18 protein-coding genes are annotated in these 20,152 nt (G+C 35.0%); 8 read left to right on the top strand and 10 right to left on the bottom strand.

Annotated features, from left to right (window positions below; genetic code table 11):
- Positions 1 to 10 precede the first annotated feature (10 nt).
- Entirely contained in the window at positions 11 to 676 is a 666-nt protein-coding gene (locus FJR47_RS03420; RefSeq protein ID WP_152299067.1) for a c-type cytochrome, read from the bottom strand.
- Positions 677 to 798: 122 nt separating this feature from the next.
- On the opposite strand from FJR47_RS03420, the gene FJR47_RS03415 reads away from it, so the two are divergent.
- Positions 799 to 2,349, top strand: coding sequence for a GGDEF domain-containing protein (locus tag FJR47_RS03415; RefSeq protein ID WP_152299066.1), 1,551 nt, complete (start codon positions 799 to 801; stop codon positions 2,347 to 2,349).
- Positions 2,350 to 2,354: 5 nt separating this feature from the next.
- On the opposite strand, the gene FJR47_RS03410 is transcribed toward FJR47_RS03415, so the two are convergent.
- Together FJR47_RS03410 and FJR47_RS03405 are read right to left on the bottom strand one after the other, a co-directional pair.
- Entirely contained in the window at positions 2,355 to 4,430 is a 2,076-nt protein-coding gene (locus tag FJR47_RS03410; RefSeq protein WP_152299065.1) for an ATP-dependent helicase, read from the bottom strand.
- Positions 4,431 to 4,534: 104 nt separating this feature from the next.
- A complete protein-coding gene (locus tag FJR47_RS03405) occupies positions 4,535 to 6,532 on the bottom strand; it encodes a BCCT family transporter (protein ID WP_152299064.1) in 1,998 nt (665 codons plus the stop codon).
- Positions 6,533 to 6,673: 141 nt separating this feature from the next.
- Between FJR47_RS03405 and FJR47_RS03400 the strand changes: the two genes are divergently transcribed.
- From FJR47_RS03400 to FJR47_RS03385, 4 genes are all read left to right on the top strand, one after another.
- Positions 6,674 to 7,870, top strand: coding sequence for a hypothetical protein (locus FJR47_RS03400; protein WP_152299063.1), 1,197 nt, complete (start codon positions 6,674 to 6,676; stop codon positions 7,868 to 7,870).
- Positions 7,871 to 8,062: 192 nt separating this feature from the next.
- Complete coding sequence (napG, locus tag FJR47_RS03395) at positions 8,063 to 8,875, top strand: ferredoxin-type protein NapG (RefSeq protein ID WP_152299062.1); 813 nt, start codon at positions 8,063 to 8,065, stop codon at positions 8,873 to 8,875.
- Positions 8,868 to 9,695 carry a quinol dehydrogenase ferredoxin subunit NapH gene (napH, locus tag FJR47_RS03390; protein ID WP_152299061.1) on the top strand — a complete coding sequence of 276 codons (828 nt, stop codon included), beginning with the start codon at positions 8,868 to 8,870 and terminating at the stop codon, positions 9,693 to 9,695. Before napG ends, napH begins: the two co-directional genes overlap by 8 nt.
- Entirely contained in the window at positions 9,692 to 10,639 is a 948-nt protein-coding gene (locus tag FJR47_RS03385) for a WD40 repeat domain-containing protein (RefSeq protein WP_152299060.1), read from the top strand. The genes napH and FJR47_RS03385 overlap by 4 nt, the downstream gene beginning before the upstream one ends.
- A gap of 17 nt (positions 10,640 to 10,656) precedes the next feature.
- Here FJR47_RS03385 and FJR47_RS03380 read toward each other — a convergent pair whose 3' ends face one another.
- From FJR47_RS03380 to FJR47_RS03370, 3 genes are read right to left on the bottom strand one after another with little or no spacing between them, the layout of a single operon-like run.
- Positions 10,657 to 11,154, bottom strand: coding sequence for a rubrerythrin family protein (locus FJR47_RS03380; protein ID WP_152299059.1), 498 nt, complete (start codon positions 11,152 to 11,154; stop codon positions 10,657 to 10,659).
- A 29-nt stretch (positions 11,155 to 11,183) separates the two neighbouring features.
- Positions 11,184 to 11,522 carry a TraR/DksA family transcriptional regulator gene (locus tag FJR47_RS03375; protein WP_152299058.1) on the bottom strand — a complete coding sequence of 113 codons (339 nt, stop codon included), beginning with the start codon at positions 11,520 to 11,522 and terminating at the stop codon, positions 11,184 to 11,186.
- Between the two features lie 11 nt (positions 11,523 to 11,533).
- Positions 11,534 to 11,965, bottom strand: a complete 432-nt coding sequence (locus FJR47_RS03370; RefSeq protein WP_188093747.1) for a host attachment protein — start codon at positions 11,963 to 11,965, stop codon at positions 11,534 to 11,536.
- A gap of 196 nt (positions 11,966 to 12,161) precedes the next feature.
- Between FJR47_RS03370 and FJR47_RS03365 the strand changes: the two genes are divergently transcribed.
- The 3 genes from FJR47_RS03365 (at position 12,162) to FJR47_RS03355 (ending at position 16,943) form a co-directional block, all read left to right on the top strand.
- Positions 12,162 to 14,789, top strand: coding sequence for a valine--tRNA ligase (locus tag FJR47_RS03365; protein ID WP_152299056.1), 2,628 nt, complete (start codon positions 12,162 to 12,164; stop codon positions 14,787 to 14,789).
- Between the two features lies 1 nt (position 14,790).
- Positions 14,791 to 16,425 carry a SulP family inorganic anion transporter gene (locus FJR47_RS03360; protein WP_152299055.1) on the top strand — a complete coding sequence of 545 codons (1,635 nt, stop codon included), beginning with the start codon at positions 14,791 to 14,793 and terminating at the stop codon, positions 16,423 to 16,425.
- A gap of 74 nt (positions 16,426 to 16,499) precedes the next feature.
- On the top strand, positions 16,500 to 16,943 hold the full coding sequence (locus FJR47_RS03355; RefSeq protein WP_152299054.1) for a GatB/YqeY domain-containing protein: 444 nt from the start codon (positions 16,500 to 16,502) through the stop codon (positions 16,941 to 16,943).
- A gap of 45 nt (positions 16,944 to 16,988) precedes the next feature.
- On the opposite strand, the gene trpC is transcribed toward FJR47_RS03355, so the two are convergent.
- The 4 genes from trpC to FJR47_RS03335 are packed head-to-tail and all read right to left on the bottom strand — an operon-like array spanning position 16,989 to position 20,131.
- Positions 16,989 to 17,780 (bottom strand): indole-3-glycerol phosphate synthase TrpC, encoded by a 792-nt coding sequence (gene trpC / locus FJR47_RS03350; protein ID WP_152299053.1) that lies wholly within the window; start codon positions 17,778 to 17,780, stop codon positions 16,989 to 16,991.
- Positions 17,781 to 17,785: 5 nt separating this feature from the next.
- The gene (locus FJR47_RS03345; protein ID WP_152299052.1) at positions 17,786 to 19,075 is read right to left on the bottom strand and encodes a tetratricopeptide repeat protein; all 1,290 of its coding nucleotides are present in this window, start codon (positions 19,073 to 19,075) and stop codon (positions 17,786 to 17,788) included.
- Positions 19,068 to 19,448, bottom strand: a complete 381-nt coding sequence (locus FJR47_RS03340) for a YkgJ family cysteine cluster protein (RefSeq protein ID WP_152299051.1) — start codon at positions 19,446 to 19,448, stop codon at positions 19,068 to 19,070. Before FJR47_RS03340 ends, FJR47_RS03345 begins: the two co-directional genes overlap by 8 nt.
- Positions 19,436 to 20,131 (bottom strand): tRNA1(Val) (adenine(37)-N6)-methyltransferase, encoded by a 696-nt coding sequence (locus tag FJR47_RS03335; RefSeq protein ID WP_152299050.1) that lies wholly within the window; start codon positions 20,129 to 20,131, stop codon positions 19,436 to 19,438. Before FJR47_RS03335 ends, FJR47_RS03340 begins: the two co-directional genes overlap by 13 nt.
- Positions 20,132 to 20,152 lie beyond the last annotated feature (21 nt).

The raw sequence follows: 20,152 nt of genomic DNA, 5'->3' as shown, positions 1-20,152 counted from the left end.
TAAATTTTTATTAAAAAGTTGCAATATATTCCGAAACAGCTTTTATCTCTTCTTCACTTAAATTAGCAACTTGGCTTGTCATTAATCCTTTCATAACACCGCCATAAGTCTTATTTTTATACCCTAAAAGTGCATCTTCTGTTTTTTTAGCATCCCAGCCTTTTATAACCTGAGACTTGCCAAGAGCTACTTTAGATCCATCTGCACCGTGACATCCTGCACAAACCTTGTATATCGCTGCTGCATCTATTTGCGGTGTTGCAACAGTCTCTTTTGTATCTTCCTCTGCTGTTTCTATTGTAGCAGCAATTTCTGATGTAACCTCATCTGTTTTTTCTGAAACTTCTTCTTTCAATTCTTGAGTTGAAGAAGCAACATCAGATACAACCTCATCTGTTTTTTCTACAACTTTTGTCGTTATATCTTCAACTGTTTGAGAAACTTCCTCTTGTAACTCTTGAGTTTTTTCTGCAACATCAGATACAACTTCATCTGTTTTTTCTGCAACTTTTGATGTTATATCTTCAGCTTTTTCAGAAGTTTTATTCTGAGTTTCTTTAATGTTTTGAACAACTTCTGTTTTTGTTTCTTCTACAACCTCTTTTGCTTCTTGTTTGTTTTCACTACTACACCCTATTAAAAATAGTGCCGTTATCGTTGATAATAAAATTTTCATAACTAACTCCTTATACTTATAAGTATACTATATTTTTTACTTTATTTAGAAGTTAATAGTTTTTTTTAAAAATTTAGTATAGAATTGTTTAAAGCTGTAGTAAATTTAACAAAAGTTATTTTATGAAAATATTAAATATAGAAAAAAAAAGTGAAAGCTTTAAATACTTTGTTTTAATAACTATAATACCGATTCTTGGTGTCATAGTTATGTTCTCTTATGCCTTTTTTCATTTTCAGCAAGATTTAGATTTTATATCACATAAAAAAAGAGGTCTAAAAGTAATAACAGAGATACAAAAAACCATCTTTAATATTCAAAAAATCAGAGGTATGGTATACATAAAAAATCCTAATAAAAACTCTATTAAAAATATTGAGATAATAGAAGAAAAGATCTCAAAAAATTTAGTATCTCTAAAAAAGAGTCTCCAGCCCATAAAAAATGGCGCATCTTTAAAAAGTGACTTACTGAATTTTATAAATTCAGTAGAAAACAGCTCTTTACAACACTCAAATTTTGAATATTTATCTAATATTATTAGTGAATTTATGATATTTTCAAATCGTATGTCTTATCATTGCGAACTTATTCTAGATTCAAAATTGAGCTCTTTTATTTTGATAGACAATATTATCTATACTCTTCCACAACTCATAGAATATAACGAGCAAATTAAGGCAGCCGCGTCAAATGCGAAAGATAAGAATCTGACATATAATCAAAAAGAATACATAGCTGTACAACTAAATAAAATCAAAGAAAAATTAAATAAATTGGATTTTAATATGTCTCTGTTATATAAAAAAACACAATATAATGAACTAAAAATATATTATAAAAAAATGAAAGAAGCGCAAAATAGCGCTATATCATTCACTAAAGAAGATTTGCTAAATAGAGAAAAATTATCTCTTGAACATGATAAAAATTTTACGCTTATAACAAAAAATATGGATTTAATTATAGGTTTATATAATACTAACTTAAATATTTTAAATAGAGATCTAGAAAATAGATTAAAAGAGATAAAACAGCTCTCTACTTATGTAGTTATAGCAGGATTGGCGTCCATTTTATTTATTGTATACATAAATAGATTTTTTTACTCCAGAAACAGAAGATTTATCAATAAAATACAGGAACTAACAATAACTGATTCAATGACCTCTCTTTACAACAGAAGGTACTTTGATGAAGTATTTGAAAATAACTTAAGGATTCAAAAAAGGACAAATCAAACACTTATATTTATTATCTTAGATATAGACTTTTTTAAACAATACAATGATACATATGGGCATCAAGCTGGTGATTTAATTTTAAAAAAAGTCGCAAAAAGCTTAAAAGAGTCTCTAAAAAGAGCAGGTGATATGGCTTTTAGACTAGGAGGCGAAGAGTTTGGTATTTTATCTATAGGCATGAATACTTCTGAAGCGCTCTTATTTGCAGACAATATTAGAAAAAAGATAGAAAATGCAAAAATTGAACATAAAAAGAGTATTGTAAGTGACTATCTAACTATTTCTATGGGGCTTATTATAATAGAACCAAGTAGCATAAATGACGCCAATGAAGTATATAAATGCGCTGATGAAGCACTCTATAGAGCGAAAGAAAACGGGCGAAATCAAGTAGTTATTTACGATACGAAATCATTCTGCAGAATCTAAAACTGCTATTGTTTATCCTCATCTTTTAAAACCATAGCTCTATAGGCCTCATCTTTTGGTACCAAACCTGCCTCATATAAAAATTGTGAAGGCAAAAAATTGAGTTTTTTAATCTTGTCATACTTTGCATAACTGAGATAAAGAATATCTTTTGCACGCGTTACCGCTACATAAAAAAGCCTTCTCTCCTCATCTAAAGAACCGCCTCTCTGCATAAGTTTGCGATTTGGAAAGCGTCCATCCATCAAATCTACTATATAGACCTCTTTGTACTCTAGCCCTTTTGAAGCGTGCACGCTAAGCAGATTCACTCCCTCGCCTTGCGTCAAATCCGATGAACCAAGTATCATGGCATTTAAAAATCTCTCATGTTCGCCGTAGGGCTTTGAGAGCTCTTCCAACAAAATCATTTTTCTGGCTATCTTAGAGAGTGCGTCCGCCTTTTGCTTCTCATCGATAGTGCCGTCTTTAAGCTGTGCTCTTCTGTTCGCTAGAGACTCTGCTATATATCTGTAGATTGCAGACTCTGCAATCTTTTTTACGATGATACGCGGCTGTTTCACTCCTTTTAAATCTCTAAACAAAAGATAAAAATCATGCAAGAAAGTTGTATTTTCTTTTGTAAGTTTTGGATGTTTTAAAATCGGATTGCGCATAAATTTATCTTCAAATCCAAGCTTTGCAAACTTTCCTACACTGCCAAGTTCTAAAAAATCATCAAAAAGACCGAGCTGATGGTTTAGTTTTCTCTTCTCAAACGGATTTTTGTTTGACTCATCAGGTGCATAAAGACCGTAAAATATGCTCCCATGCCCTAAGGTCTTTAGAGCAATATAGAGCTCTTTTGCCATCGCACTTCCAATGCCTCTTGCAAACTCAAACAGATGTATAAATGCCATCATATCAGACTCGTTTACAAGCAAAGTATAAAAATCTAAAACCGCTTTTACTTCGCGTGAATCAAAAAAGCTTGTTCCCCCTTTTCGTTTGCACGAGATGCCGAGTTCGCGAAGTCCGACCTCTATGCCATCAGCCGAGGAGTTGTTTCTAAATATAACGGCTATCTCCTCCTGCGGCGTCTGCGTTGCACCTATTTTTCTGGCAATATCATGGTACTGATCAAAAAGCTCATCATATGCGAGCAGCGTCGGAGACTGGGAAGTGTGTCCGCGTGTGACTTCAAGTTTTTTTGGGTAAATGCGCTCATTGTGCTCTATGACTTTTGAAGCAAGTGAGAGTATCGGCACGGTAGAGCGATAATTTTTTGTCAGAGTGTGCACCTGCGCATTTTGAAATTTTTTGGAAAATGAACCAATGATGGAGATATCCGCACCGTTAAAAGCATAAATACTCTGGTCGTAATCCCCGACACAAAATAGTGATGGCGGATTCATTGCATCTATAAGCGTGCCTTGAAGCGCGTTTGTGTCCTGATACTCATCGACTAGCACCTCTTTATAACCCAAATCTTTACTCTTGCACATATCTCTAAAATTTAAAAGCAGATCATTAAAGTTTACAAAGCCATACTCTTTTTTTAGAGCTTCAAACTCATCGACAATGTCCGCGTAGATCATCGCAAAGAGTTCATGTTCAGGGTATCTGTTTTTAACCCACTCCTCAAAATTATCTACAAGTTCCGTATTTTGGTAAAAAGAGTAGACATCATAGAGATAATTTCCGCCATAAGGCATTATCTCAGCTCCAATATGACCGAAAGAGCGCTTTTCATAAACACTTCTAAAGAGCGTCTTTAACTCTCTCTGCTGCTTTAAAACGACTTTTTTATCTTCCTTTTTCAGCCATCTGTAGCTTACTGCATGAAATGTCCCCGCATCTATCTTTGAAGCTACATCGCTGCCGAAAAAATCTGCAACGCGCTGAACCATCTCGGCAGCAGCTTTATTTGTAAAAGTAAGAAGCAAAATCTCTTGGGGTTTTACGCCTGAATCCAAAAGATAGGCGATTCTGCCCACAATCGTAGAGGTCTTGCCCGTTCCCGCAGAAGCTATGATGAGATTTTGTCTGTTTTTTGATGTTGCAGCGAGGTATTGTTCCTCATTTAAACGCGAAAGTGGCAAAAAATCACTCCTTTATTTTAGAGGTGTGATTATACAAGTATATACTTAGAAAAGCTACAAATTTGGAATGTAGAATATAACATTCCAAACTCAAGCTTCTAAAATTAATCAATTGGAATTACCGGATTTAACCCTGCAGTCGTATGTAAAAAGTGTCTATGTTTTTCAAATTGATCAATAATATCGGTAGCTATCACATCCACTTCATACCCGTAAATATCATATGCTTTACTTCCGTCATGCAAATAAACCTCAGCTCTTGCATATTTTTTTTGTTGCTTGAGTGGATTTATAGATTCTGGAAAAGCAAATGTAGGCGTATCATATCTTCGTATTCTTACTTCATAGATAAAATCCATATCGCCTGAGTGTTCTGCTCTAAATGTTGCAAACGAACCCTCTTTATTATGAATAATATCAACATTCCAGTAGTGCGTATTTAATTCATCTTTTACTATCTGCATAGCTTTAATAACATCTTCATCAACAAATTTTTTCGCTTGATCAAATGTTGGAAATTCCACAAGTCTGCTAAGGCGTGCCTGCCATGTACCACTTATTTTTCCATGTCTTCCAGCGTTCATATGATGCTGCAGACTCTCGTATCTCTCTGCTTCAAGATGCAGTGCCCTATAAAGACCCCAGGTGGCTATAAGCATAATGACGGCAAAAGGAAGCGCTATGGTAATGGAAGCTGATTGAAGTGCACCAAGCCCTCCGGCTATCAAAAGTGCAGCAGCAACCACTCCTTCTAAAACCGCCCAAAAAACTCTCTGCCATACTGCATTATTCTCTTTTCCACCTGAAGCTATTGTATCTACCACTAAAGAACCGGAATCCGAAGATGTAACAAAAAATGTAACAACAAGTATTACCGCCAACACGGAAGTTATTCCAGAGAATGGAAAGTGTTCCAAAAATTTAAATAGAGCTGTAGAGACATCTGCTGAGACTGCAGATGAGAGAGCTGTAAATCCATCATTCATAATAGAATCTAAAGCACTGTTCCCAAAAACGGTCATCCACAAAAATGTAAATCCTACCGGAACAAAGAGCACGCCAAAAACAAATTCTCTAATTGTTCTTCCTCTTGAAATACGAGCGATAAACATCCCCACAAAAGGAGCCCAAGCTATCCACCAAGCCCAGTAAAAAAGCGTCCACCAACCCATCCACGGAGTATCTTCATAAGCGTATTGATTAAATGTCATAAAAACAACATTTGAGAGATAAGCTCCTATATTTTCAACAAAAGTGCTAAGAAGCAAAAATGTAGGTCCGGCGAGAAGTACGAAAAACAGAAGCGCGCCTGCTAAATAGAGGTTAAGTTCAGAGATTTTTTTAATGCCACCATCAAGTCCTAAAACAACTGATACTGTTGCTATTGCTGTAATAACTGCTATAAGAGTAACCTGGACACCTATTCCGACGGGAATATCAAAAAGATAGTTAATTCCAGAATTTATTTGAAGCACTCCAAAACCAAGAGAAGTTGCCACTCCAAATATTGTACCCAAAACAGCAACAGTATCTATAGTATGACCTATTTTTCCGTGAATTTGGTCTCCAATCAATGGATAAAGAGCTGATCTTACAGACAGAGGCAATCCGTGTCTAAAAGAGAAGTATGCAAGAACGATACCTACTATTGCATAGATCGACCAAGCATGAAGTCCCCAGTGAAAAAAGGTGATTTGCATAGCCAATTTTGCAGATTCTATACTCTCTTTATCTCCAACAGGAGGAGCAGCGTAATGCATAACCGGTTCTGCTACACCCCAAAACATTAGTCCAATTCCCATTCCTGCACTAAATAACATTGCAAACCAAGATGCATTTGTATATGCAGGTTTAGAGTGATCCGGTCCTAATTTAAATCTTCCGTAGGGCGACACTGCTAAAAACAGAATAAAAAATGTAAAAATACCGACACTAAGCATATAGAGCCATCCAAATTTTTGTGCAATAAAGTTTTTTACACTGCTAAACATTTCACCTGCACTATCAGGCGCAAACATTGCAAACGCCACAAGCATAAATATAACCACTACTGAGGGATAAAAAACCGGTTTTAAAATTGTAGTTTTACCTTTAGAATCCATATTCCATCCTTTTAAATATCCTCCTATTATGCCATAAAACATTATAAATTTTTCATTAAAATAAAAAATTGAATTAGACCTTTATTATTTACCTTTTAGTTTTAACTTGTTACTATTCATCTTTACAAAAAGGATTTTTTTATGAAAAAAGCAGCAACAATTCCCTTTTTTTTTGGACTTCTCTCCTCCTCTTTGCTTTTAGCTTCTGAGTATGGCTCTATCAAAGCCGGACCATTTTCTATCGGCGGTGCCGTCCGTGTAAACTATGTTCAAGACTCTCAAGATATAGATACACAAAATGCTTCAAAAGGAAGTCAGGGCATTTTTGATTTAGATACAGCAAGAATCAATATCGATTTTAATTATGACAGTTTCATAGGAAAATTCGAGTACAGATGGTATCCGGGATTTGACAGTGTAGAAAATGGAACAAACTACAGTTTTATCCACACTGCATGGCTTGGCTACAAGCTGAATGAAAAAAATCACATAGAAGCCGGAATAACCCGTGTGCCTTTTGGACCTGGTGCTTATGGAGTCTCTAACAGCTGGTTTTTTGACCAACACTACTATGTAGGTCTAACAGACGATATGGACTTGGGCATGAAATTTACCTCTCAAAGCATAAAAAATCTAACAATTGATTTGGCATATTTTTATGGTGCAGAGGATGATGGTATTGGAAAAGGTGGTGAAAGCACACGATATGGGTATGATGTGGTAGATGATTTTAATGAGAGAGACCAACTCAACCTTCGTGTTGTATACACTCAAAGCATTGGTGAGAGCTCAAACGATTTTGGTTTTTCACTTCTTTATTCAGAGCTTGAGTCCAAAATAGCCAGCGTAGACGATGGAGAGCGTTTTGCAGCTTCGGCACATATGGTCAACAGATACAAAAATTTTACGCTCAAAACACAACTTACACGCTATGAGATGTCTGTGGATAAAAACAATGATGGCTCAGATGATGCACTTGTGACAATGGGAGGTTTTAACTACGGCGAAGGTGTAGCATCCAAGGCATGGCTCCCTTCAGCGTCACTGAGCTACAAGATAGAAACTCCATCAATCAGCTGGCTTGATTATGCTCTTCCATATATAGAGTACAGCAATATTATAAAAGATGAGAGCTCTTTTAATGATAGCGAGATGATAATGATCGGTTCAGCTTGGGCAAGAGGTAACTGGTATATCTACAGTGATTTGGCACTTGCCAACGGAAACTATTTTGTAGGTCCTTATACAAGCAGTGACGGCGGCACAAACAATTTTGGAGCAAATAGCGGCGATGATATGGAGTATCGATTCAATGTGAACTTCGGTTACTACTTTTAAAAAATTTCACAAACTTTCTCTATATAAGAGAAGGTTTTGCTGCTTTATAGATTATATTTATAATTCTCTCTTCTTTATAAAATAATATTTATTTATATAAATCATAAATAAAACTAATAATATTTTTCAGTTTAACTTTAAAAAATTATCACTATAATAGTGTGTAATGGTAACTATATCAAAGGTACAAAGATGAATAAAATCAATAGTCCTGATAGAAGATTGTTTTTACAAAAAATACTCCATGGAGTTGGGTATGCTTCATTAGGTACTATTTTTTGGAGTGCCTATTTATCAAAATCTCAAGCACAAACTTTACTGCTTCGCCCTCCAGGCGCTATTTTAGAAAAAAATTTTCTTGCTACATGTATGCGCTGCGGCATATGTGTAAATGCTTGTCCTTTTAATGTACTGCAACTTGCCACTATTTCACAAGATTTGCCCATTGGAACACCCTACTTTACACCAAGAAAAAATGCTTGCAGACTCTGTCCGGATATTCCGTGTGCTTCAGCCTGCCCTACAAAAGCACTTGATCTAAGATCACTCACAAAAAATAGTTCACTCTCTATCTACAATGCAAAAATGGGACTTGCAATAATTAATACTCAATCATGCTTGGCTTACTTAGGACTTCAGTGCACTATGTGCATACGCGCATGTCCTTTAGCTGATACTGCAATCGTTTTGCGCAACAAGCGTAACCCGCGTACTGGAATGCACGCTTTTTTAACACCTGTTGTAGACCCTAATCACTGCACAGGTTGCGGATTATGTGAGCAGGCATGTCCTACCAATACAACTTCTATAAAAGTGCTGCCGCTTTTTCTCTCTCAAACAGATATAGGATCTCACTACATCATTGGCTGGAGAAAAGAGGATGAAGAGAGACTTAAAAAAAGTTCTTTAGATGTTACAATGAAAAAAACAAAAAGAAATGAAAAAAGTGCTTTAGATAATATAAATGATGTCGATGGCATCTTAAAAGGACTTTATAATGAGTAACTTTCTCTTTCGCTACCGTTACTATATTGCAAGAAGAGCTGTTCAGGTTTTGGTACTCGGTACCTACTTTTTAGCAAATTTATATGGTTGGAGTGTAGTATCTGGCAATCTAAGCAGTTCGGTTATTTTTGGTTTTATTCCTCTAAGCGACCCATTTGCAACACTTCAGATGTTTTTTGCGGGAGCAGTTGTCTCCGCTGATGTTTTAATGGGTGTTTTAGTTGTTCTGTTTTTTTACGGAGCAGTCGGGGGTCGATTCTTCTGCTCATGGGTGTGCCCAGTAAATATAGTAACTGAGTCAGCAGCGGCAATCAGAAGAAAGCTTTGGTTTAAAAACAAAGAGAATACACTCTCTTTTAGCCGTAATATCCGCTACTGGTTTATAGCCGTAACTTTAATTCTCTCTTTTATCTTTTCTCTTGGAGCATTTGAGATGATAAGTCCCATTGGTATAGCGCACAGGGGCATCATTTTTGGTTTTGGTTTTGGCTGGTTCTTTCTTATGGCTATTTTTATTTTTGATCTTTTTTCACAAAAGTATGGCTGGTGCGGGCACATCTGTCCACTTGGCGGATTTAACGCAGCTATAGGAAAATATAGCCTTATCAAAGTGGTACATGATGCCAATAAGTGTGTACGCTCATTAGAGTGCTTCTTAGTTTGCCCCGAAGTAGAAGTATTGGAGATGGTGAGCAAAAAAAGCCATGTCATTACTGGTGCAGCATGTATAAAATGTGCAAGATGCATAGAGGTATGCGAGAGTGGTGCATTTCAAGTTTCAATAGTAGGCATAGCTAAACAACTAAAGGGGAGTTTATGAGAGTTTTTACACTTTTATTTTTTTTCTCTTTTTATATTTTATTTGCAAAAGAGATAGTTCCATACAGATATATAACTGCAAGTGAAGCAGTTTCTGATTTTGTAAAAGCTGGTGAGATCCTTGTTATAGGCACAAAAGAGGGTATTATTGATATTTACGATTTAAAGAGCAATACTATTATCGATAAAATCGTACTGAAAAAACAAACAAATATTTTAGGCGATGAGATAGGTGTTTTAATCCCAAGCGTTGATTATCTAAATGGTAAACTGGTTTTTGTATCTAGAAAACTCAATACCTATGGAGAACTCTATGTTTATGAAGAGAAAAAATTGATAAAAATTCTAGATACTTCTGAGAAAATAACATTTGAAAAAATAAAGTTTGTAGATGCCAATAGAATTATTATAAATACTATGGGAAATGAACTTATACTTTTTGATATAAAAAAGAAAAAATTTCTCTACAGAAAACAGCTTAATTTAGCAAGTTTTTCAGATTTTGTTCTTAGTGAAGACAAAAAGTATCTCTATACAGCCGATGAAACTCCATTGATTAATAAAATAGAGATTAATAGCGGCAATATAGTAGAACAATACCAACAGGCCAATAAAAGAGATATCTTCTCTGTTGATTACAAAAATGGCTTGCTTCTCAGCGGAGGAAAAGACAGCCGTGTTGTTTTATATAAAACACCGAGTGAGTATAAGATAACTATGGGGGAATTTTTTATTTACAGTGTCGGTCTCAATCCTGATGCAACCAAAGCAGCTTTTACAAAAAATGAGAATGATGAAATCTCTGTTATTGATTCTAAAACCTTAAAGGAGCTATACCTCTTAAAAGGACATCAAACTACTATAATAGAGATAGATTTTTATGCACCAAACGAACTCATCACTGCAGATGAGGGTAATCGTTTGATGTTTTGGAAGTTAAATTAAAAACAAGCTTTAAAAAACTAAATCTGGATAAATGCAGACGGTTTAACTCCACAAACCGGACAGTTTTCTTTAGGCTCTCCAAGTTCTATATATCCGCATATCGGACAAAGGTATATTCCTATCTCTTCTATATCTTTTCCATCTTTTACTGCTTGAAGTGCTTTTTTATAAAGCTCGGCATGAACTTTTTCAGCCTCTAATGCATAACCAAACATCTTTTTAGCTTTATGTCCTTCAGCAACAGCCTGTTCATACATTGGCGGATACATATCTTGATATTCATATGTCTCTCCGCCGATTGCAGCTTCTAGATTTTCTAGTGTTGAACCGATTTTATCCATCGCCTTTAAATGTCCTTCAGCATGTATCTTTTCAGCTTCTGCCGTTGTACGAAAAAGTTTTGCGATATTTGCAAATCCATCTTTCTCAGCCTGTTTTGCAAATGCACTGTATTTTTGATATGCTTCGCTTTCACCGCCAAAAGCTACCTCTAAATTTTCTTTTGTTGTCGACATCTATGCTCCTTTTGTTAATATTTTTGATTTTAATTTTTTGCGACTGTTCTTGTCCATGGATTGATTTTAAGCCTTTCCACGGGAATTGCTTTACCAGTTTTTTCACAAATTCCGTAAGTACCGGCTTTAATCCGCGCTAATGCAGCATCAATCTCAGCCAGCTCTGCCTGAAGCCCGTCAAGAAGCGTTTGATCTGTCATATTGTCAATCTGCATCTCAGCCATATCAACTGTATCATCAATCTCATCTTCAAGCGCCAAAGCTTCCACCTCTGCCTTAATTACTTCAATATTTTTCTCTACTCTATTTTTTTCGTTTTTAAGAATTTTTTCAAATTCACTATAATTCAAACTATTTTTTGCACTCATTATGCATCCTTTTATTTTGTAAAATGTTCCAGCAGTTTGTCATTTGGGATATTTGTTAAATCAGAATGAAGATTTATTTTCATGTTTTTTTTATTTTTCTCATCAAGCAACTCTACAATTTGGTTGTTTATGGCTTTTGGCGCTGCAAAATACCAAAGATCGTGAGTGTGTTTTTGCAGAGCTTCAGAAATTTGTTTTGCAATCTCTTTGATTCTTCTGTTCTCCCATTCTGTCTCGAGGTTATGGTCTTCACCTGCCCCGCTTACTCCTACTCCTTTAAAATTTCCGTGTTGATCAGAAACTTTTTCGCTCAATCTTTCATGCATATCTAAACTATCAACAATCTCAAGAAGCTGAGTAGACTCTCTTTCAAGCGGATCTTTTTTAACTTCAAAAAGTTTGAAGTGTTGCGAATCAGCTACTATTATAAGTTTTGGTGACATTGAAACCTCCATCAATTCATTTCATAATGAATTATTATTTAAATTTAAAAAAAATAGAACAAATTCATTTTATCAGGAAATTATAAAATATTTATTAAAATTTATAAAAAGCAAGCATTGTTTATCTAAGCATATCATCACATCTTTTTAGATATAATCGCGTAATTTTAAACAGCAAATATCAAGGTAAAAAAATATGTCAAACAGCTACGAACCAAGTATAACAGAAGAAAAATTTTACAAAATTTGGGAGGAGAGAGGCTATTTTGAGATAGACTCAAACAAGTCAATTCAAGAAAATGATAAAAATTTTTCCATTATGATGCCTCCGCCAAATGTTACAGGACGACTTCATATCGGTCATGCACTTACATTTACACTTCAAGATATTATCACTCGCTACAAGCGCATGGACGGATACAAAACTCTTTGGCAGCCGGGAACGGATCATGCTGGAATTGCTACTCAAAATGTTGTTGAAAAACAGCTCTTGGCTGAAGGAACTACAAAAGAGGAGATTGGCAGAGAAGAGTTTTTAAAGCGTGCTTGGGCATGGAAAGAGGAGTCTGCCGGGATAATGACCTCTCAACTTCGCAAAATGGGAGTATCTCCTGCCTGGAAGCGTGAGCGCTTTACAATGGATGAGGGGCTTCAAAAATCGGTAAAAGAAGCTTTTGTGCATCTTTACAATGAAGGATTAATTGTTCGCGGAAACTACATGGTAAACTGGTGTACGCATGATGGAGCACTCAGCGATATAGAAGTTGAGCATGAAGATCATGAAGGCAAGTTTTATCATATAAAATACCCTTTCGCTGATGGAAGCGGATATGTCGAAGTTGCGACTACAAGACCTGAAACCTATTTTGGCGATACGGCAGTTATGGTTCATCCTGATGATGCAAGATACAAAGATATCATAGGCAAAAAAATAAGACTTCCTTTAATAAACAGGGAAGTGTCTATTATAGCTGATGAACATGTAGATATGGAGTTTGGAACCGGTGTGGTTAAAGTAACTCCAGCGCATGACCAAAACGATTATGAAGTTGGAAAAAGACATGATTTAGAGTTTATTACAGTCTTTGACGAAAAGGGTATTTTAAATGAGTATGCGGGAGAGTTTCAAGGGCTAGAGAGACTTGAAGCGCGTGATGTGATTGTTAAAAAACTTCAAGATGAGGGCTTTATTGTAAAAATAGAAGAGCATAAACATCAAGTCGGACACTGCTATAGATGTAAAAATATTGTTGAGCCTTATATCTCTAAGCAGTGGTTTGTAAGAAAAGAGGTTGCACGCAAATCAATTGAAAAGACAAACAACGGCGAAGCAAAATTTTTCCCTCCGCACTGGATAAACTCCTATAACTCCTGGATGGGAGATTTACGAGACTGGTGCATTTCAAGACAGCTTTGGTGGGGACATCAAATACCTGTATTTTACTGTAACAAATGTAATCATGAATGGGCCTCTCTCAAAGAAAACGAGCAAGAGTGTCCAAAATGTAAAAGCAGTGATATTTATCAAGATCTGGATGTGCTTGATACATGGTTTTCATCAGCTCTTTGGCCATTTTCAACTTTGGGCTGGGGACACGGCGATGTTTCAATGGACAAACTTTTTAAATCAGAGGACCTTCAAAATTTTTATCCCAACTCTCTGCTTATTACAGGCTTTGATATTCTCTTCTTTTGGGTAGCAAGAATGATGATGATGGGTGAGACTTTTATGGGAGAGCTCCCATTTAAACACATCTATCTGCATGCACTTGTTCGTGATGAGCACGGACAAAAAATGAGCAAATCAAAAGGAAATGTAATTGATCCTCTAGATATGGTAGAAAAATATAGTGCTGATATACTTCGATTTACTTTGGCAATCAGTGCTGCTCAAGGTCGTGATATCAGAATGAGTCAAGACAAACTAGAGCAAAACCGCAACTTTACAAACAAACTCTACAATGCTGCAAAATTTTTACAGATGAATGCAGATGCATTTCCTGATTTAAAAGGTTTTTGTATAGAGAGCAGTCTGGGCAGATATATGTTGTCTCGCTTAAATGTAGCTACAGCAGAGGCTCGTGCATGTTTGGACGAATATAGATTTAATGATGCTGCAACCGTTATCTACAGATTTATTTGGAATGAATTTTGTGACTGGGGAATCGAGCTTAGCAAAGCTGACAAAGGCTCAATTATAGATCTAGGAGCAATCTTTAAAGAGTCCATGAAACTTCTCCACCCCTTTATGCCTTTTATTACAGAGTATCTCTATCATGAACTCTCTGGTACAAGCCTAGAAGAGAGCGAATCGATTATGGTTAAAAAATATCCGTACAAAACTAAAAAACGCCTAAAAGATGAAGCAAGATTTGAACTTATTATGGACGCAATTATCTCTATAAGAAGAGCTAAGATTTTAGTAGATTTGGCAAATCAAAAAATTCAAAAAGCTTATGTTAAGATAGATGGCCTCTCAGATAAAGAAGAGGAGATGATGAAACCTTTTATTTCTAAGCTTGCTAAAGTTGAAATTGTTGAGTTTACACAAAACAAAATCCAAAACTCGGTAAGCGACATCTCCCAAAAATGTGAGACATTTATACCGACAGAGAGTATAGACCTTGCCCCTATCATTACTCGTTTAACAAAACAGGATGAAAAGTTGCAAAAAGAGATAGATAAATTAAACAACATGTTAAACAACGAACGCTTTGTTGCAAATGCACCTCAAGATGTTTTAGAAAAAAATCGTGAAGCATTAGCAGATGCTATAAATAAACAAGAAAAAGTTATCGAACAACTCAACTCGCTAAAAAACTAAAATGAGCAAATTATTTGAACCTAAATTTTTCAGTTTACTAAAATCAGGGATAAGCAGAGAACAGCTTGTTTCTGATATTTTTGCCGGAATTGTTGTCGGTATAGTTGCTCTTCCACTATCTATCGCTTTTGCCGTAGCTTCAGGTGTTTCTCCTGAAAAAGGACTTATAACGGCAATAGTTGCCGGTTTTATCATCTCTTTGCTTAGTGGAAGCAGAGTTCAAATTGGCGGTCCTACCGGAGCTTTTATAATTATAATATATGCTATAGTTCAAGAGTACGGTATTGACGGATTGATTATTTCAACTGTTATGTCGGGGCTTATGTTAATAACATTTGGACTGCTAAGGCTTGGAGCACTTCTAAAATATTTTCCCCACCCTCTTATTGTCGGATTTACAAGCGGAATCGCCGTGGTTATCTTCTCAACACAAGTAAAAGACGCTCTTGGCTTAGATATTGAAAAACTGCCGTCTGAATTTTTTGAAAAATGGGTAACATATTTTTCCAACATCAGCACTACCAACTTTTATGCACTTGCTTTAACGATTGTAACAATTCTGATAACTATATACTCAAGAAAGCTAACAACTAAAATTCCAGGCTCTTTTATCGCAATACTCTTTATTACCGTTATTGTTCAAGCAGCAAATTTACCTGTTACTACTATTGAATCATTTTTTGGCGAAATACCAAATGATATCAATTTCACGCTGCCGACTTTAGATTTAAGCAACCTCTATATCTATATTGCTCCTGCGCTGACCATAGCACTGCTTGGAGGAATAGAATCGCTCCTTTCGGCAGTTGTATCAGACGGTATGATAAGCTCAAAACACCGCTCAAACACAGAACTTATAGCACAAGGTGTAGCAAATGTGATTACTCCTTTTTTCGGAGGTATTCCGGCAACAGGAGCAATAGCAAGAACCGCAACCAATGTAAAAAACGGCGGAAGAACGCCTATAGCCGGCATAGTGCACTCTATTACACTATTGCTTATTATGCTTATTTTTGCAAAATATGCCAAGCTTATTCCTATGTCATGTTTGGCTGGAATTTTAATTGTTGTTGCATACAATATGAGTGAATGGCGTTCGTTTGTTTCAATCCTCAGAGGTTCACATTTTGACATTATAGTGCTGCTAAGCACTTTTTTGCTTACTGTATTTGTTGATTTGACCGTAGCAATAGAGGTAGGAATTGTCTTATCTTCTCTTCTGTTTATGAAACGAATGGCCGATATTGGCATAAAAAGTTCATCTCAAGTTGATAGTGATATTCTTGAAGATTATTCAGATTTACCTGAAAATATATCAATCTATGAGATAAGCGGTCCACTCTTTTTTGCCTCTGCAAAACAATATACAGAGGTAATAAAAAAGATAGGTCTTGAAAATAAGATTTTGATTATTCGTATGCGCCATGTCCCTTTTGTAGATTCAACAGGACTTCATAACTTTGAAGAGATGATAAAAACACTGCAAAGTTCCGGAGTTAAATTGATATTATCAGGAGTAAACAGTACCGTATTAAAAGATTTACAAAAACATAAATTAACCTCTTTAATTGAAGAGTCAAATATCCTCGACTCTTTTGATAAAGCTGTTGAACATGCAAAAACAATATCTTTATAATAAACAACTCTCTTTTGATTCTTATTAATTAGCTATAATTAGAGCAAAACAATCCCATTATAAAAGGAAAGAAGATGAATTTAAGAGATAGAATCAACCAAGATGTAAAAGATGCTATGAAAGCAAAAGATAATAAGAGAAGAGATGCGCTTAGACTTTTAACAAGTGCTTTTAAACAGATAGAAGTAGATGAAAGAAAAGAACTTAGTGATGATGATATTATAAAAATCATCCAATCTCAAGTAAAAAGAAGAGATGATGCTGCATCTCAGTATAAAGAAGCAGGGCGAGAAGATTTGATGCAAAAAGAGCTTGATGAGATTGCTTACTATAAAGAGTATCTGCCGGCACAACTCAGCGATGAAGAACTCTCTTTAGCACTGCAGGAGATAATAACCAAAGTTGGAGCAGCAACTGTAAAAGATATAGGAAAAGTTATGGGCGCTGCTAGTAAAGAGCTCTCAGGAAAAGCAGACGGAAAAAGAATTAACGAGTGTGCAAAAATACTCTTATCTTAGTTTATAGAGAAAGAAAAAGTTTTCTCCTCTCTAATATCATTAAAATTAAATTGAACCAAATTTAAGTTTTTTAAGTGCTTCTTCTTCATCATCTTGACGCATCAAAGATTCACCAACCAAAAATGCGTCAACTCCGGCTTTGGATAAATCTTGCAGTTGTCCATGCTCATATATACCGCTCTCTGCAACAATTACTTTGCCATTTGGTATCATTGGAATCAGCTCGTATGATAGCTGCATATTCATCTCAAAAGTTTGTAGATTTCTATGATTTATCCCTATAATATCACTGCCTGCATAAATAGCTTTTACCAAATCATTTTTATCATGAACCTCAACTAAAGCTTCCATGCCTAAATGGCGAGTATAACCCAAAAGCTCTTTTAGCTCTTTTTTACTAAGTGCAGCTGCAATAAGTAAAATAAAATCAGCGCCATACACAGTAGCCTCTAAAATTTGATACTTTGTAACAATAAAATCTTTTCTAAGAAGCGGTATACCGACATATCTTCTAATTTGACCTAAGTATTCCAAACTTCCCTGAAAAAAATGAGGCTCCGTTAACACAGAGATAGCGCTTGCCCCTCCTCTTTCATAGCTTTGAGCAATTGCCACGGGATCAAAATTTTCACGAATAACCCCTTTTGAAGGAGACGCTTTTTTTACCTCAGCAATAATTCTATACGGATCTTCCTCTGTTGCTTTTAAATAAGGAAAGACATCTCTTGGAGCTCTTGCATTAAAAGCGAGCGAGCGTCCTAACCAGTCAAGTGAAAAAACCTTCTCTCTCTTTATAACATCTTCTTTGGTTTTTTTAATTATTTCATCTAAAATCATTTTCTTTATTTGCCCTTTTGTTTTTTTATACACTCGTTTATTGCTTTAATATGTTCAGCAATTTCCTCATTGCTGCTCTCTCCCATATTTTCTATTTCTTTCATAATTTTTGCTGCTTTTTCACACTCATTAAGTTTAAAATAACCCCATGCGAGCGAATCAAGATAATATGCAGCTTTAGGCTCAATCTTAAGTGCCTCTTTTACATACTTTATCCCTTTTATAACATCTATATCATGATCAATCAAAAGATACCCGAGATAATTTAAGAACATACCGTCTTTTTTTGCCTTAACAACTTTTTCTAGCTTTGCAATCACACTTTTGTGCATAGCTTTATCATTCTTATTCCTGCTGCTCTCATATTCAAAGATAGCATTTTGTCCAAGAAATATCAAATCACCGCTGTCTTCATAAAGTTGTTTTGTTACAAGCACAGCTTTTTTATAATTTTTTGTCTGAATATACAGTTGCAATAATAGCTCATTGTCTATTTGGCTCTCTTGTAAGAACTCAATCATTTTTGGATAATCTTTTTTATATCCATATATTTGAACTATTTTTTGAGCAATATTTTTATTTGAATCTATTTTATAGAGTCTTAAATATGTAGATAAAAGCCCCTCTATATTATTATCATTACTATAAAATCCGATAAGTCTGCTACATATCGCTTTTGAGCATCCATGTATCCTTGAGTGTGTTTCTAACTGTGCTATAGCGTCTTTTTTTCTTTCAAGATTTACATATAAAATAATAGACATCTTTTCTAAAATATTTTCATTATAATCTTTAACATATGCGCTCTCTAAATACTTCATTGCTGTATTGTACTTTTTAAGTTTTATAAATATTTCACTTGTCAAAAGATAATCATCGACATCATTAGAAAGTTCTACTAATTTAACTGCGAGTTCTTTTGCTTCAAGAAGTTTTTCCTCTTTTATCAGTGCAATTATTTTAAGCCTAGTAAGCTCAAAATCATCTATTTTGTTCTCAGAAATTTCATCAACTCTTTGAATAACTCTCTCATTTTCATTAGCCGCCAAATCATTTTTTAAAGAACGGTAAAGATACTCTTTTTTAGTTGTTTCTTCATAAAGAGTATAAAAAAGATTTGATGCACCATTGTGATTTTGTGCTTCTTCTAAATATAAAGCATGGAGTATATATATATCTTCATTTTCAAAAACTTTTTCATACCCCTTAACTTCAACCGCCGGTTTTGCACCAAAGCAGCCGCTAAAAAACACTATAAATCCTGCAATGACAAATAATTTTATTAAATTAAACATCAATAACTCCGGGGCACTCAAGTTTTAATTCATCAACCCTGTTTTTATAATAATCCCAAAAAGGAAATGTCATGCATTGCATTGGACGCACTTCATAAATCATACATCCATTTGCTTCTCTATTATAAAAGGCGCACTCATAACTCTCGCCACATTTTCTCTCTTTTATAGAGTATCTATATCCATGTTTAAAAAGAAATTTTTGCATAAAATCTGCAATTTCTAAATTTAAGAAATTAGAAATTTTTTTTATCTCATCTGTGCTTACATGTATATATCCACTCTCACCTGTACAACATCTTGCCTGACATATACTGCATGCAGAAGCATCAAAACAGTAGTCATATCCATCTTTTTTTATTATATTTGACATTTTATACTTTGTGTCCGTGCTCTTTTATATATATTTTGAGCCTCTTTAGAAAACTCATCTTTCTCAAAACTGATAAACGGCGGCCAAATTTTCATAAACGCTTTTGAACCGTTTCTTGCATGTATCATTACCAATGATGCCGGCCTCTCTTTTTTTGGATGAATAAAGCGTGCATCTACAACTCTCATATTGACTCTTTCTAACTCTGAACAAATAAGTCCAAACTGAGATGCATCATAACAAAAAATAAAATGAGATCTCGGTTTTAATACTCTTGAAACTTTTTTAAAAAACTTATTTAACGGTAAATTGACATTATAACGCGCATGAAACAACATCTCATTTTCACTCTTAGTCACACCTTCGTGATAGAAAGGGGGATTTGATATAATGTAGTCATACTTCTGCTCTTCGTCAAGTTCCAAAAAATCCTTTTTATGAATTGTATAGTCTATTTTATTTACTCTTGCATTAATCGTTGCATACTCTACAAATTTATCCTGTTTTTCAACTGCTTCTAATTTTACTTTTATATTGTCTCTTGCGACCAATAAACCGACTACACCACAACCTGCTCCGACATCCAAAACTCTTCCTTTTGGATGAAAATAGTTGATAAAATCATATAAAAAAATAGAATCGCTATTATAACAATAGCCAGAATCTGGCTGATAAAGAAGCATCAAAAACCTTTTATAGTATAA

The sequence above is a fragment of the Sulfurimonas xiamenensis genome, from assembly GCF_009258045.1.
Classification (GTDB): domain Bacteria; phylum Campylobacterota; class Campylobacteria; order Campylobacterales; family Sulfurimonadaceae; genus Sulfurimonas; species Sulfurimonas xiamenensis.
The sequence above is the reverse complement of the archived record's forward strand: the minus strand, read 5'-3'. Positions and strand labels throughout refer to the sequence as shown.